General features: G+C 62.4%; 12 protein-coding genes. 8 read left to right on the top strand and 4 right to left on the bottom strand.

Going from position 1 to position 15260, the window contains the following annotated elements; genetic code table 11:
- Genes tssE through tssB form a run of 3 tightly spaced genes read right to left on the bottom strand, consistent with a single transcriptional unit; the run spans window position 1 to window position 2418 of the window.
- Window positions 1-411, bottom strand: a complete 411-nt coding sequence (gene tssE / locus HU729_RS13990) for a type VI secretion system baseplate subunit TssE (RefSeq protein ID WP_186669704.1) — start codon at window positions 409-411, stop codon at window positions 1-3.
- Window positions 408-1898, bottom strand: a complete 1491-nt coding sequence (gene tssC / locus HU729_RS13985; protein WP_186669703.1) for a type VI secretion system contractile sheath large subunit — start codon at window positions 1896-1898, stop codon at window positions 408-410. Before tssC ends, tssE begins: the two co-directional genes overlap by 4 nt.
- Before the next feature lie 16 nt (window positions 1899-1914).
- Window positions 1915-2418, bottom strand: a complete 504-nt coding sequence (gene tssB, locus HU729_RS13980; protein WP_186710589.1) for a type VI secretion system contractile sheath small subunit — start codon at window positions 2416-2418, stop codon at window positions 1915-1917.
- Window positions 2419-2770: 352 nt separating this feature from the next.
- Between tssB and vasI the strand changes: the two genes are divergently transcribed.
- From vasI to HU729_RS13960, 4 genes are read left to right on the top strand one after another with little or no spacing between them, the layout of a single operon-like run.
- A complete protein-coding gene (gene vasI / locus HU729_RS13975; protein ID WP_189657811.1) occupies window positions 2771-3352 on the top strand; it encodes a type VI secretion system-associated protein VasI in 582 nt (193 codons plus the stop codon).
- Window positions 3340-4800: a type VI secretion system protein TssA gene (tssA, locus tag HU729_RS13970; RefSeq protein ID WP_186710582.1), complete on the top strand. Its 1461-nt coding sequence runs from the start codon at window positions 3340-3342 to the stop codon at window positions 4798-4800. The genes vasI and tssA overlap by 13 nt, the downstream gene beginning before the upstream one ends.
- Window positions 4800-8408, top strand: a complete 3609-nt coding sequence (gene tssM / locus HU729_RS13965; protein ID WP_186710578.1) for a type VI secretion system membrane subunit TssM — start codon at window positions 4800-4802, stop codon at window positions 8406-8408. The genes tssA and tssM overlap by 1 nt, the downstream gene beginning before the upstream one ends.
- An 18-nt stretch (window positions 8409-8426) precedes the next feature.
- The gene (locus HU729_RS13960) at window positions 8427-8927 is read left to right on the top strand and encodes a hypothetical protein (protein ID WP_186710570.1); all 501 of its coding nucleotides are present in this window, start codon (window positions 8427-8429) and stop codon (window positions 8925-8927) included.
- A 15-nt stretch (window positions 8928-8942) separates the two neighbouring features.
- Here the strand turns inward: HU729_RS13960 and HU729_RS13955 are convergent, their stop codons facing one another.
- Window positions 8943-10064: a mechanosensitive ion channel family protein gene (locus HU729_RS13955; RefSeq protein ID WP_186669698.1), complete on the bottom strand. Its 1122-nt coding sequence runs from the start codon at window positions 10062-10064 to the stop codon at window positions 8943-8945.
- 211 nt (window positions 10065-10275) lie between these two features.
- On the opposite strand from HU729_RS13955, the gene HU729_RS13950 reads away from it, so the two are divergent.
- The 4 genes from HU729_RS13950 to HU729_RS13935 all read left to right on the top strand — a co-directional run bounded on the left by HU729_RS13950 (window position 10276) and on the right by HU729_RS13935 (window position 15254).
- Entirely contained in the window at window positions 10276-10791 is a 516-nt protein-coding gene (locus HU729_RS13950; RefSeq protein WP_186669697.1) for a sigma-70 family RNA polymerase sigma factor, read from the top strand.
- Entirely contained in the window at window positions 10788-11735 is a 948-nt protein-coding gene (locus HU729_RS13945; RefSeq protein ID WP_186669696.1) for a FecR family protein, read from the top strand. The genes HU729_RS13950 and HU729_RS13945 overlap by 4 nt, the downstream gene beginning before the upstream one ends.
- Before the next feature lie 67 nt (window positions 11736-11802).
- Entirely contained in the window at window positions 11803-14196 is a 2394-nt protein-coding gene (locus HU729_RS13940; RefSeq protein WP_186669695.1) for a TonB-dependent receptor, read from the top strand.
- A 152-nt stretch (window positions 14197-14348) separates the two neighbouring features.
- Entirely contained in the window at window positions 14349-15254 is a 906-nt protein-coding gene (locus tag HU729_RS13935) for a LysR family transcriptional regulator (RefSeq protein ID WP_054892743.1), read from the top strand.
- The last annotated feature ends 6 nt before the right edge of the window (window positions 15255-15260 follow it).

Below are 15260 nucleotides of genomic sequence, written 5' to 3'. Positions count from 1 at the left end.
TCACCTCACTCGGGTGTGGCGGTTATGGCCGTTGACCAGCAGCTCCAGTTGCAACTGCTCTGTGTGGTTGTTGACCTGCACGTGGCAGTCCAACCTGAAATGCAGCTCCAGCGGCGCGTGGCAATCGGGCACTGCCTTGAGCGAACGCACATGCACGCGGGGCTCGAAGCGCAGGATGGTGCGGCGGATGTCCGCGCTCACTTGCTGCAATAGGTCGCCACTGCTTGCGTCGTGTCCATTGAAGTCACGCAAGCCCAGCTCGGGGCTGCTCTGCGAGCAACCCTGGCGAGCGTTGAGCAAGGTTTCGAGGTGACGCTTGATGGCGGCGAACTTTTGGCTGGCGTTTTCTTGCCGGGACGGCTCCCGGCAGACGGACTGATCCACCGTCAAGCGATCGAAAAATCCACTCATTGCGTATCGAGCCGTCCAACCAGGGAGATTTCGAAGTTCGCGCCCATGTACTTGAAGTGCGGGCGTACGGCGAGCGACACCTGGTACCAGCCTGGATCGCCGGCAACGTCCGATACCTCGACTCTGGCGGCACGCAATGGCCGGCGGCTGCGCACATCGGCAGAGGGGTTTTCCTGGTCTGCGACGTATTGCTTGATCCATTTGTTGAGCTCGGACTCAAGGTCACGGCGCTCCTTCCAGCTGCCGATCTGTTCGCGCTGCAGCACCTTGATGTAGTGGGCCAGGCGGTTGACGATGAACAGGTAGGGCAGTTGGGTGCCGAGCTTGTAGTTGGTCTGCGCTTGCAGCCCTTCCGGGGTCTTGGGGAAGTTTTTCGGTTTTTGTACCGAGTTGGCGGAGAAGAACGCGGCGTTGTCGCTGTCCTTGCGCATGGTCAGAGCGATGAAACCCTCTTCGGCCAGCTCGAACTCCTTGCGGTCGGAAATCAGCACTTCGGTCGGGATCTTGGCCTGCAGCTGGCCGAGGGACTCGTACAGGTGCACCGGCAGGTCCTCGACGGCGCCACCGGACTGCGGACCGATGATGTTCGGGCACCAACGGTAGCGGGCAAAGCTGTCGTTGATGCAACTGGCCAGCAGGAAGGCAGAGTTACCCCACAGGTAGTTGTCGTGTTTTCCGTCGATGTCCTCGTAGTAGTGATAGCTCTGGACGGGATTTTCTTGGGGGTGATAGGCCGAGCGCAGCATGAACCGCGGGCCGGTCAAGGCCGCGTGCCGGGAGTCCTCACTTTCACGGAATGCACGCCACTTGGCATGACGTGGGCCGGCGAAAATGTCCTTGATCTCTTTCAGGTTGGGCAGCTCTTCGAAGCTGCTCAGATTGAAGAACTCGGGGGACGGCGCGGCGAGGAAAGGGGCGTGAGACATCGCACCGACGGAGGCCATGTAACTCAGTAGTTTGATATCGGGGGAAGAGGGGCCGAAGTTGTAGTTGCCCACCATGGCTGCAACCGGCTCGCCGCCAAACTGACCGTAGCCTGCCGTGTAAACGTGTTTGTACATTCCACTGCAGGTGATATCGGCAGCATTCTCGAAATCATCGAGCAAGTCTTCCTTGCTGACATGCAGGACTTCAAGCTTGATGTTTTCGCGGAAGTCAGTGCGATCGACCAGAAGTTTGAGGCTGCGCCACGAGGATTCGAGCTGCTGGAACTCAGGCTGGTGCAGGATCGCATCCATCTGTTTGCTGAGCACCCGATCCACTTCGGCGATCATCTGATCGACGCGGTGTTTGTTGATTAATTGATCTGGGTCATCACTTTTAAGTATTTCGGCGATAAAGGCCGAGACGCCCTGCCTGGCGACCTGATAACCCTCTTGTGCAGGCACCAATTTGGTTTCTGCCATGATCTGGTCGAGCAAGCTGGCTGTGCCCAATGTGTCGACAGTTGTTTCAACGGCCACGGTAGTGCTGTTTTGCTTAGGCATGGGACGCTCCGCTGTCTCAGTCTTCTTTTGGCGCTTCGAGCACCAGGTCCAGTTCTTCGGCGAGTTGTTTTCGGGCGTGCTCGTTGCTCAACAGATGCTGCAGTTGCTTGCGAAACGCAGGCACATTGCCCAACGGCCCTTTGAGGGCAACCAAGGCTTCGCGCAGCTCCAGCAGCTTGTTCAGCTCCGGTACCTGACGGGCGATCCGGTCTGGCCCGAAGTCGTTGATCGACCGGAATTGCAACTGCACGGCAAGCTCTGTGCCTGGAGCCGCGTTGAGCATGGAGGGCACGGACATGCCCAGGCTTACGTCCGCGTCATTCAGTACGTTGTTGAATGTGTGTTTATCGATGCGCATGACAGGACGATCTTCCAGCGCACGGTTGTCATTCAGGCCGAAATCGCCCATGACCAGCATCTTGTGGGGAAGCTCTATTTCGGCTTGTTCATCTCCAGTGGCCGGAACATATTTGATGTTTATGCGTTCCTTGGGCGCGACTGAGCCAATATTCTTAGCCATAAAATCTATCCTTGGTCTGTAGGAAGTTTCCGTGATGCGTGAGCTTTGCAAACTTACTTGTAGGAAAGTTCTCTAAGTGTGGGGCGAATTTTCACTTTGATAGTTAGCGGTAACTTCATCATTAAAAACCTTGCATTGAGTGGTGTTAATTGGTCGAGCGGGAATTTGTAACTAAATATTTGTTTGTTGTTTTTCTCGCTTATGGCCTACGCTTTCGCCAGTTTTAAGATGCGACTGGAATTAAGCGATGCGCAGGTCTGGTCTCGGGTAAGTGCAGATTTAGAACAGGAAGTTATTGTCAGTGATTGTGCGCAATACATACGGCGTAGGGATTTCTCTGCTACTCAGTTGTATGCCGATGCCTGCATACGCTGATCGAGATTGCCCAAGGATCGTGTCCAATCTTGAGCGCCTGGCATGTTTCGACAAGTCCGCAGGAACACCGGCTCGCGTTGAGCCGCTGAGGTGGTCCGCGCCGGAGCAGGACTCACCCACCGTGCGCCGCGTGTTGGCTCATGAAGCGAGTCGGCCGCCAGAGGACCTGACGTTTCGCCTCAGCGCTGAAGGGGAGGGGTTGCTGATATCCGCACCCGCCATCGCATCGGCAACGCCGTCCCCATACTTGGTCATCAGCTGTGTGCAGAACATCTCCAGGTTGCAGTTGGTCGTTGGACGCCCGCTCGATGTAGGCCGGGTGACGGTGCAGTTGCTGGGCGAACGCCGCAATACCAACGCGACACCATGGCAGGTAATGGAAAACGGTCAGGTCCTCGACGCTGGTCGAGGTTTGCCGGGGATCGAGCAGATCAAGCAACTGATCGGCGCCCACCGCATTCACGTCCAGAGCGACAACCCGGCCATCGATGGCTTGATCTTTGATGCCCAGGGGCTTGACCCACTCATCGATGAGGCGCGCAAGACATGTCGCTGGTAGCACAGGTTTCGGCTGAAGAAATCGCCCGGCTGCTTGCGCCGATCGACCCACAGGCACCGGCTGGCCTGTTCGATGTGGAGGATGAGACATACCAGGCCATTGACCAGGAGATGGTCAAGCTGGGAGGGTTGCAGGAGACCTCGATCGACTGGACCTACATCGAAGAGGCTTCCCGGCAGTACTTGGCCCAGCAGTGCAAGCATTTGCGAATCGTTACCCACCTGAGCGCGGCATGGCTGCGCGCCGATTGCTGGCAGCGCTGGGGATTTACCTTGGAGCTGTTGGCGGGTGTGGTTGAACGCTATTGGGAAACCGCTCATCCAAAACCGGGCCCCAAGGGCTATCTGGGCAAGAGCAAGCTGGTCACCATCGTGGTCACCCGCTTGATCGAGGCGCTGCCGCGACTAGACCGCTTCACCTACAACGCCTCTCATGCCGCCCTGGCTGAGGACGGCTTGAAGCGTCTGCAACAGCAACAGGATGCCGCACAGTTGGATTCCGCGGCACTGGGCGAGCTCGAGCACGTGTTGGGCAAACACCTGGAACTTGCCAGCGGCGCTGGCGAGTCTTCGCCTACGGCTGCTGCACCCAACATCAAACCTGAATCTCTGGCGCAAGTCATTGCCAAGCCAACGCCACGCGTGTCGCTGGGCAACGAGCGAGAAACGCGGCGTGCCGTACTGAGCATGGCCGAGCTCATCAATCAGCAGGACCCCTACGACCCTACCGGCTACCAGCTACGCCGCTTCGGCCTGTGGGCACATATTCAGGCCGCGCCGCAGACCAGGCAGGACAATCGAACGGAGCTGATGGCGGTTCCGCAGGATATTGCCGGTGACTATGAAGAGGCCATCGCGGGCACGACGGTTGATGCGGCATTGCTGCAGCGGATCGAGAAAAGTGTGACGGCTTGCCCTTACTGGATTCGCGGCAGTTTCCTCGCGGCGGCCGCCGCAACCCGGTTGGCGATGGGCGAAGTGGCCGAGGCCATTCGCGCTGCCACCGCGCGGTTTGTGCTGCGCATGCCAGCGTTGCAGCAATTGTGTTTCAGCGACGGCCGGGTATTCGTGGATGACCAATGCCTGGCCTGGCTCAAGGGATCCCAAGGGCAATCCGATCAGGGGGCAGGCGCTCAGGAGTTTGCAAGCTTGCGTGAAGAGTTGACCGGCCAACTGGAAGTCGGTGGCGTCGAACCGGTTCTGCTCAGGCTGCAAGGGATGCAGGCCGATCTGCGAACGCCTCGGGAGCGCTGCCATACCACGGTGATCGCTGCTGACTTGCTGGCTGCGCGGGGGGTGTCCTGGCTGGCGCAGGACCTGTGCGCGAGCGTTGCCCGGACGATGCAGCACACCACTGCCAGCGCCTGGGAGCCGGAGGTCTTTCAGCGGCTTCAGCAATATGCCGCCCCCCAGTTGCTGGTTGAACGGAGCAAGGAGCAGGAATCTTGATGAAGCAATTATGGAAGCAACTCAAACGCAGGGGCTTGCCGCTGGTGACGCGCATTGGCCTGGCGATGCCGCTGCTGCTCGTGCTGGCTGCTGTGCTGATGCTCGTTGCCATCTGGTGGCTCGGTCCGCAATGGACGTGGCGCGAGCAGCGACCGTTGGCCAGCATTGCCCATCGAGGGCTGGCAAGCCTGGTGCTTGTGCTGATACCCCTGGTGTGCTGGCTCGTGGTGTTGCGCAGGCGTTTTCGCCATCTGCAGGCAGAGCGCAATCAGGCAGCAGCCGCCGAACTGGATCAAACGTTGCCGTTCGTTCAAGCGCAAGAGAAGGCATTGGACCAAGGGCTTTCGCGATTTCTACACAATGCCGGTGGGCGACGAGCGTTGTACCGACTGCCCTGGTATCTGGTAGTGGGCGACCAGCATGCAGGCAAGACCAACTTCCTCGACCGTACCGAACAAAGTTTCTCTCTGACTCGCATCGACAAGGCACGGGCGCGTGGCCGACCAGTGCAAGCACTGACCTATCCGATCGGTTGGTGGATCAGCAACGATGCGGTGATCATCGATCCGCCAGGCGCTTTTATCAGCCAGGGGGCTGGGGTCGCTTCGCCTGCCGAGGAAGCAGACGCAGTGCCAGTACCTCCCACCACTTCGGCCAGATTGTGGCAGCACCTACTGGACTGGCTGCTGCGCAACCGAAGCCAGAGACCCCTCAACGGTGTGCTGCTGGTTGTCGATCTGCCTGCACTGTTGCACGGCACACCTGAGCAACGTGTCGCGCTGGCGCATGTCTTGCGCGCGCGGCTGTACGAGGTGAGCAGCCAACTGGGCTCACGCCTGCCGCTGTATGTGGTACTGAGCAAGTTCGATCTACTGGATGGTTTCGATCAGCTTTACGCCGGGCTTCCCGCTGCGGCGCGGGAAAAGATGCTGGGCTTCACCTTCAAGCTGGATGCGATTGGAACGTTCGACGCCTGGCTGGACGAGTATGGCGATCACTACGATCGGTTGACCAGCCAGTTGTTTGAGCAGGTGCTGGACCGACTCGATACATTGGGCGATGCATCACTGCGGGCGCGTCTCTTCTCATTGCATGCCCAGCTGGTTGGGCTGCGCCCGATACTACTGAGATTCCTGCAAGAAGCACTGGCAAGTGACCGTTTCACCACGCCTGCGCTGGTGCGTGGTGTGTACTGGTCGTCGGTAGTGCAGCAAGGCGACATGCTCAATGCATTCGTTCGCGAGGCTGCCCAGCCCTACAAGACAAAACTTCCGCTGCGCGAGGGTAAGGTCCAAGGCAAGGCTCTGGTCTACTTCATCCAGCATGCCTTCAGGCGCGTCATCTATCAGGAAGCCGGGCTTGCCGGGGACAACATCAGAGTGGCGCGTAGCAAGCGGCAGTTGCTCTGGGTTGGCACTGGTGTGGGCGCACTGGCTTTTCTTGTCGCCATCGCCAGTTGGCAACGCTACTTCGATATCAATGGTGCCAAGGCCGCCAACGTGCTCGCCAAAAGTCGGGAGTACAGTCATCACGAAGTGGACCAGCGACTCGACCCGACCGGGCGCAACCTGCTGGAGCCGCTGGATCAGATCCGCGACGCGGTGTCGGTATTTGGCGACTACCGTGGCGCATGGCCGGGTGTGGCTGATTTAGGTTTGTATCAGGGGCGTGCCATCGGTCCGCGTGTCGATGATGCCTACCTTAGTTTGCTCTCGAAACGCTTCCTGCCGGCCTTGGCCAGTGGGGTAGTCGATGCCATGGATGCGGCCCCGCCAGGTAGTGAACAGCAGATGGCTGCCCTGCGGATATACCGGATGCTGGAGGATCGCCAGAACCGCCGATCCGAATGGGTCGAGGAGTGGATGGCTCGCCAGTGGCAGCAAAAATTTCCTGGCCAGGGCCAACTGCAACGCGACCTCATGCGGCATCTGAAGTACGCGATGGCGTATGCCGATACCGAACTGCCGCAATACAACCAGCGAATCGCCGAGGTGCAGCAGATTTTACGCAAGGCGCCGCTGCCAGAGCGGGTCTATGCGAGCCTCAAGCAGCAGGCGGGGGAGCAGTTGCCTACAGGCCTGGACCTGCGTCATCAGGTCGGGCCGACCTTCGACGTGGTGTATCAGTCGTCTGTCGGTGCCAGGCATGGTGAAAGTGTGTTGGTAGCACCCATGCTTACGGCCAAGGGCTTCAGAGAATACTTCGAGCCGCGTAGCCAACGGTTCGCCGAAATGGCCATGGTCGACGAGTGGGCACTGGGCGAGCGCGGCCAGCTCGACTACTCGGATGCAGACCGAGAGGCGCTGGGTGAACGGCTGCGCAATTTGTACAGCGCCGATTTCATCGACAGTTGGCGGCGTGCCTTGAATGCTTTCTCGGTGGCCGACTTCCGCGATCTGGATCATGGGATTGAGGTGCTTCAGCAGTTCACCGGCCCTGCCGCACCGCTGCATCGGCTATTGGATACGGTGAGGGTCAATACTTCGCTGTCATCTGCTGTGGAGGCAGATGCAGTTGCGCAGGCTGAGGCCTTACGACCGACAACCCGCAAGTCCGAGCAACAACAGGCGTGGGCTATTCAGCGTGCCTTTGCCGGGCTGAGCGCGATGTTGCAGGCAACGGGTGAAAAGCCCAGCTATTACGATGAAACCCTTGCTGCCATTGCCGCTGTTCATGATTACGCCAAGGCAGTGCAGGACAGTCCGGACAGAGGCAAAGCAGCACTCCAGGCAGTACTTCAGCGCTTCTCGATGACAGGGCCCGATCCGATCGGCACCTTGCAACGCGTAGCCACCGGCTTGCCAGAGCCAATCAACCACCAGGTTAGAAAAGTGGCCGATCAAACGGCACAAGTGCTCAACATCGAAGCCCTGCGCGAACTGGAGCGGCGCTGGGATGCCGAGGTGTACAGCTTCTTCCAGCAGCGCCTGGCTGGGCGTTACCCCTTCGTGGTGCGGGCACCCGATGCTTCGCTGGACGACTTTGAAGCCTTCTTCGGGCCGAAGGGACGGCTGCAGCAGTTCAACGATCAGTACCTGCGTGTTTTCCTGAAGGACAATCTCGAAGCCCTGCAGGCTGGCCAGCAAGGGCGGTCGTTGATTCGCAGCGATGTGATCGAACAGTTGGAGCGAGCAGATCGCATCCGCGAAACCTTCTTCGATCAGCGTGGCAACCTGAGCGTGCAGTTCAGCATCGAGCCGCTGGGGCTCAGCGCTAACCAGCGTACCAGTCTGCTGGACCTCGATGGCCAGCTGATTTCCTACACCCATGGTCCGCGCCAGATCACCGGTATCGTCTGGCCTAATACTCTGGGGCAGCACGTGCGTAGCAACCTGACCTTGCTCAGGCAGAGCGGCAACAGTAGCAGCTTGGAGTACCGCGGGCCTTGGTCGATGTTCCGCTTGCTCAGCCGTGGCTCGCTCAATGGACGCACCGCGACCAGCGTGGACTTGAGCTTCCGGACCGGTGACGGCGTGATGCGCTATCGACTCAACGCGGAGAAGGCCTTCAACCCTATAACGCAAGAGCCTTTCAAAGGTTTCCAGTTGCCACGAGGATTGTTGCAGCAGTCGCCCAAGCTGGAGCCAACTAAGCAGGCCCGGCTATAAGCGACGCCAGCTGGAGCGATGCTGCTCGAACGTCTGGGCAACCGCAGCACGCTGGCCGTACCACTGATGGCGGTGCTGGTGTGCTGGCGCGTGGCCCACGGTGTGGGTGGTGCGATTCTGTGCCTGTACGTGCTGTTCCACCTGGCCAATCATCTGACCGGGCTGGTCGGGCCCGAGCTGCACGCTCAGGTCATGGACCTTGGCCGTACCCTTTACCGGGCGGGCTTCATTGAACCGCTGCTGGTACTGGCATTCGTCTTCCAGGTGGTCAGCGGCCTGCATCTGGCCTGGCGTTGGAGCGCGCGCGTGCTGCTCGATCCCTGGAACATCCGCCTGGTGCCGCACTACGCCCTGGGTGTGTTCCTGGTACTGCTGCACCTGCTGCTGGGGCTGCGCATGGTGATGCAGGCGCACGGTTTACAGGCTCGGGCAGTGCGTCTGATCTGGCGCAGTGGCGTGATCGCCTGCGCGGACATTGCGCTGGCGATCATTGCCGGGATGTGCGGGGTGCGGCTGTAGCGCCGGGGGCGGCGTTCAGTTCCCCTGCGAGTCCCGTCCCCTGACATGAGTAAGCTGGTTCGAAGCCTCCGGCAAGCCTGTCACCTTGATCGAGCGCGCGCCGACGGCAAACTTGGCGCCGACCTTGGAGAAGCGTTCGAGCAACTGGAAGTTGATCGCCTGCTGGATGTCCATGTACAGGTTGTAGCCCGGGTCGAGCACGATGTAGACCGCTTCGAACTCCAACGCCTCCTTGCCGAAGCCGCGCAGGTGGGCGCGGTCGAAGCGCACCTGGCCCTGGGCCTTGATCGACTCCTCGACGATCGCCGGGGCCTTCTTCACCGCCTCGGTGGGCGTGTCGTACGACAGGCCGAACTCGAAGACGATGCGCCGTTCCTGCAGGCGCTTGTAGTTCTGGATGGTGCTGCTGATCATACCGGCGTTGGCCATGACGATCTGTTCGCCGCCGAGGCTGCGGATGCGCGTGGTCTTCAGGCCGATGTTCTCCACGGTGCCAGCGAGCGAGCCGATGACGATGAAGTCGCCGACCTCGAACGGTTTGTCGACGGCAATCGACAGCGAGGCGAACAGGTCGCCCAGCACATTCTGCACCGCCAGCGCCACGGCGATGCCGCCAACGCCAAGGCTGGCGACGAAGGCGGTGATGTTCACGCCCAGGTTCGACAGCATCGCCAGCAGCACCACCGACCACAACAGCACCCGCGCGCCCCAGCCCGACAGGGTCGCCAACGCGCTGCCGCGGTAGGCATTGCCGGTGTCGTGGCGGGCGAAGTAGCGGGTCAGGCCGAGGGCGATGGCGCGGTTGGCCCACAGGCCGATCTGCAACGCAGCGACCACGAACCACAGGCTGCCGACCCGGTCCAGCCAGCGTTCCGGCAGGTCCAGCACGCCAAGGCCGACCAGCAGCGAGGCGAGCATCAGCAGGAAGTTGCTGGTGCCTTCGAGTACCTGGGTGATGAGCCTGCTGAGCTGCCCGTCATGGCTGGACCACTGGCGGGCACGGCGCTTGAGGAAACTCAGCGCCCAGCGCGTCACCAGGAAGGTGATCACCGTCACCGTCAGTGCCAGCAGCAGGTTGAGGATGGAGATGCCGAATACCGTGGTGGTGGTCAGCAACTGCAGAAATCGTTCGTCCATCGGGTCCCCCTCCGAGGTGGTGTTGATTGCAGGGTGTGCCGTGGGCACAACCTGTTTAGAAGGGGGAGGTGGGTGAGGGTTTAATTGGATTTTGCCGGTGGCCGTAGCCGCCGCTTCGCGGGCGGATGACAGCAGGGCACCTTGGCGAGCGGATGAGAAATAATTAGAATCACTCGCATTCGTATCTCATCCTCCTTCAGCGTGCCTCCGAATGTCCGACCCCGCCGCGGCAGCCGAACCCAGTTTCAACACCCTCTATCGCGACCATCGCAGTTGGCTGCAAGGTTGGTTGCACCGGCGCCTGGGCGATGCCTGGACTGCGGCGGACCTGACCCAGGACACCTTCCTGCGGGTGCTCGCGGCGCAGCAGGGCAACGCCGTGCCGAGCCTGCGCGAGCCACGGGCCTACCTGCTGACGGTCGGGCGCCGGTTGCTGGTCAACCACTATAAGCGGCGCAGCCTCGAACAGGCCTATCTGGATGCCCTCGCCAACCTGCCCGAGGCGCTGGCGCCGTCGCCGGAGCAGCGCTGGTTGCTGCTGGAAACCTTGCAGGCCCTGGATGACCTGCTCGATGGCCTGCCTGCCGTGGTACGCCGGGCCTTTCTCTGGTCGCAGCTAGAAGGGCTGGACTACGCCAGCATCGCCGGGCGCCTGGAGGTGTCAGAGCGAACGGTGAAACGCTATATGGCCAAGGCATACGAACACTGCCTGCTGGTGGACCTGTGAGCACCCCGGTGGATGCCGGTGCACGCCAGTTGGCCCGTGAGGCGGCGCAGTGGCTGGCCTTGCAGGATGCCGGCCAGCTCGACACGGAGCAGGCTGCTGCACTGCAACGCTGGCGAGCCCGCAGTGCCGCCCATGAAGCCTTGTGGCAGAAGGCCGAGGGTCTGCGTCAGCGCTTCGCCCAGGTCCCGGCGCCACTGGCGGTGGCTTGCCTGGACCGTCCCGATCCGGATCGCCGCCGCCTGCTGGGGCAAGTGCTGGGCTTCGGCGCACTGGCACCGCTGGCCTGGCTGGGTTATCGGCAGTTGCCGCTGGACGACTGGCGTGCCGACCTGCGTACCGCCACGGGCGAGCGCCGCGGCTTGACCCTGCCCGATGGCAGCCGGTTGCAGCTCAACACCGGCACTGCGGTCAATCTGGACTTCGCCGAAGGTCGCCACAGGCTGCAACTGGTGCAGGGCGAAATTGCCCTCGACACCGTGGGCCCGCTGCAGGTGCAGACCCGCGACGGTCTGGTGCGGGTGCATGGGGCCAGTTTCTGCGTGCGTGAGCGTGCGCAGGGCTGTGTGGTGTCGGTGACACGTGGCCAGGTCAGCCTGCAACCGCTGGCCGGGCCGACGGTTCGCCTGGAGGCCGGGCAGCGGGCGATGCTGAGCGCCTCTGGGGTGACAGCCAGCCAGCCGTTCGACGCCCAACTGCCGGGTTGGCAGCAGGGGTTGTTGATCGTCGACGACCAGCCCCTGGGCGATCTGCTGCGTGAACTGGATCGCTACCGCCCCGGGCTGCTGCGTTGGGACCCGGCGCTGGAGCAGTTGGCGGTGACCGGCACCTTCCAGCTCGACGACACCGACCGCATTCTCGCCCTGCTGGCGGCGAGCCTGCCGCTTCAGGTGCATTACCGCACCCGCTACTGGGTGTCGCTGACCCCTCGCAAGAAAATTGCCTGAAGCCTGTCCCTTTTTTTGCGCCCGCTTGTCATCAAGGGTATCCACCCCTGACCTGAGAGCGTTCCGGATGTCCCGCACCCCTTTGCTTCGTCCTCTATCCCTGCACCTGATGCGCGCTGGCCTGCTGCTTGCGCTGGGGCTGCCCGCGCCAGGTTGGGCCGATGAAGCGCGGCGCAGCTACCAGGTGCCGGGCGGCAGCCTTGGCGCGGTGCTGACACGCTTTGCTGGCCAGGCTGGGGTCAGTTTGTCGGTGGACCCGGCGTTGGTCGCCGGGCGCAGCAGCCTGGGGCTTGCGGGCGAATACGGGGTGGAGGAGGGCTTCGCCGCCTTGCTGCAGGGCTCGGGCCTGATACTGGTCTCGGCAGGGCCCGGTAGCTTCACCCTGGTGCGCCAGGCCGCGCCGGTCGAGGGCGCGCATGTGCTGCCCGACACCAATGTCCATGGCCAGGGCGCTGCGCTGGCAGGCGACGCCTACGCCGGCGGCCAGGTGTCGCGACGCGGCAGCCTCGGCATGCTGGGCGAGCGCGACTACATGGAAACGCCCCTGAGCATGACCTCCTACACCCGCGAGATATTGCAGAACCAGCAGGCCCGCACCCTTGCCGATGTCGTCGCCAACGATCCCTCGGTGCGCAGCACCAACCCCGCAGGTGGACGCTTCGAGCAGTTCTCCGTGCGCGGTTTCAGCCTGTACAACAGCGATGTGGCCTACGGTGGGTTGTATGGCGTACTGCCGACCTATTCGATCGACATGGAGATGGTCGAGCGGGTCGATATCCTCAAGGGGCCGGGCGCGCTGCTGGGCGGCCTGGCGCCCAATGGCAGCATTGGCGGCGGGGTCAACATCGAGCCCAAGCGCGCTGGCCAGACACCGCTGACCGAGTTCACCGCGTTGTACGCCTCGGCGGGACAGGGGGGCGGTCATCTGGACATCGGTCGGCGCTTTGGTGACGAGCAACGTTTTGGCGTGCGCCTGAACGCGGTGCGCCAGGCCGGCGACACCGAGTGGGATCACCAGCACATGGACCGCGAGGCGACGGTGCTGGGCCTGGACATGAAAGGCGAGCGTACCCGCCTGTCGCTGGATATCGGCCATCAGGCGCGTGACGTGGATGCGCCGATGGAGCGTGTCGGCCTTGCCGCAGGGCTCAAGGTGCCGGATGCCAAGGACATTCATCACAATTTCGCCCAGCCCTGGAGCTACTCGCGGGCCAAGGATACCTTCGGCGCCGTGCGCGGCGAGTACGACCTGAGCGACAACTGGATGCTGCTGGGCGCCCTGGGGGCGCGCAAGGGCGACTACGACTTCATGCGCCACGCCGTGCAGGTGGTCAACGATGCCGGGCGCTTCACCGTCAGCCCGCGCGCCTTCCAGCGCGAGGAAGACGTGGTGACCGGCACGGTCGGCGTGCGCGGCTGGTTCAACACCGGCGCGGTCGGCCATACCCTCAATATCAGCCTCAATCGCTTCGACCTGACCTTCGACAACAGCGGTGCACGCTACGCCAACGGCGTCAGCAACCTGTTCGACCCGGTGACCTTGCCCGCACCGGGCGCGCCGTTGTCCGACGACAACCCGACCCACACCAACACCGTGCTGTCGAGCCTGGCCCTGGCCGACACCCTGAGTTTCGCTGACGACACTGTGCTGCTCACCCTCGGCGCGCGCCTGCAGCGTGTCGAGGTCGACAGCTCCGAGCCCGGGGAGCCCGACCAGCGCTACGACGAGCGCGCCACCTCGCCGGCCATGGGCCTGGTGTGGCGCACCACCGAGCAGCTGTCGCTGTACTTCAACTACATGGAGGGCCTGACCCAGGGCCAGGTGGCACCGGAAACGGCGAACAACGCCGGCAAGGTCTTCGCGCCGTACCGCAGCAAGCAACTGGAGGTCGGCGCCAAGTACGACATGGGGCGCTTCAGCACCACGGTCAGCCTGTTCCGCATCGAGAAACCGTCGTACTTCACCGATGCCCAGAACAATCTCAGCGCCGACGGCCAGCAGCGCAACCAGGGCCTGGAAATCAGCCTGTTCGGCGAGCCACTGGACGGGGTGCGGGTGTTGGGTGGAGCGATGTTCCTCGATGCCGAGCAGACACGCACCGCCAATGGCCGCAACGATGGCAACCGGGCCATCGGCGCGCCGGTGGTCAATGCCAACCTTGGCGTTGAGTGGGACCTGCCGGCCATCGACGGGCTGACCCTCAGCGCCCGCGTCATCCATACCGGCAACCAGTACCTGGATGCCGCCAACCGGCAGAAGATCGACGCCTGGCAGCGTTATGACCTGGGCGCGCGCTACGCGCTCAAGCTCGGTGACAAGGACGTCACTCTGCGCGCCAGCGTCGAGAACGTGCTGGACAAGACCTACTGGGCCTCGGCCAACGTTCCCGACGGCACCGCCACCGGCCTGACCCTGTCGACCCCACGCACGTGGTTGCTGTCGGCGACGGTCGGGTTCTGAGGGGCCGTTGCCCTGGGGGCGGCCAACAAGCGAGCAAAAATATGCTCAGCCCCCAGGCAAATCCTAGGCTGCACTGGCCGCACGCATGCCAGCCACTAAGGTAAGGTGAGAGGAAAATTCCGCGCGCCGCCCACGGCGCCCCAGAGGTGCCCATGGCTTCCTATACCTTGCGACAACTCAAGTACTTCGTCACCACCGTGGAGGCCGGCAGTGTTGCCGAGGCTTCGCGCCAGCTGTACATCGCCCAGCCGTCGATCTCGACCGCGATCAAGAGCCTGGAAGAGAGCTTCGGTGTGCAGTTGTTCATTCGTCACCACGCCCAGGGCGTGTCGCTGACCCCCAGTGGCAAGCGCTTCTATGCCAAGACCAAGGCGCTGCTGCAGATGTCCCACGAGTTCGAGCAGAACGCCCTGGCCGACAACGATACGGTGGCCGGGCAGATCGACATCGGTTGCTTCGAGACTGTCGCGCCGCTTTATCTGCCACGGCTGATCGCAGGTTTTCGCGAGCGTTATCCCGGTGTGGATATCCGCCTGCGCGACGGCGAGCAGCAGGAGCTGATCCAGGGGCTGACGGCGGGCACCTTCGACCTGGCGTTTCTCTACGACCACGACCTGGACGGCACCATCGAAGCCGAGCCGCTGATGCCGCCGCAGAAGCCCTATGTGCTGCTGCCCGAGAAGCACCGCTTCGCCAGCCAGGCCCAGGTTTCGCTGCGCGACCTTTGCCCGGAGCCGATGATCCTGCTCGATGTCGCGCCGAGCCGTACCTACTTCGTCAGCCTGTTCAACGAGATGGGGCTGACGCCGAACATCGTCTTCAGCTCGCCATCGATCGAGATGGTGCGGGGGATGGTAGGGCAGGGGTTCGGCTTTTCGCTGCTGGTGACCCGGCCGCACTCACCCTTCACTTACGATGGCAAGCGCCTGGTGACGCTGGATATCGCCGAGCCGGTGGCGCTGTCGGGGCTGGCGGCGGCGCACCTCAAGCGTGTGCAGTTGACCAAGCCTGCGCAGTTGTTCGTCGAGTTCTGTCGCGAAGAGTTGGCGAAGCTGTAAACGATT

Origin of the sequence: Pseudomonas sp. RW10S2 (assembly GCF_014268985.1) — a bacterium.
Lineage (GTDB): Bacteria > Pseudomonadota > Gammaproteobacteria > Pseudomonadales > Pseudomonadaceae > Aquipseudomonas > Aquipseudomonas wayambapalatensis.
The sequence above is the reverse complement of the archived record's forward strand: the minus strand, read 5'-3'. Positions and strand labels throughout refer to the sequence as shown.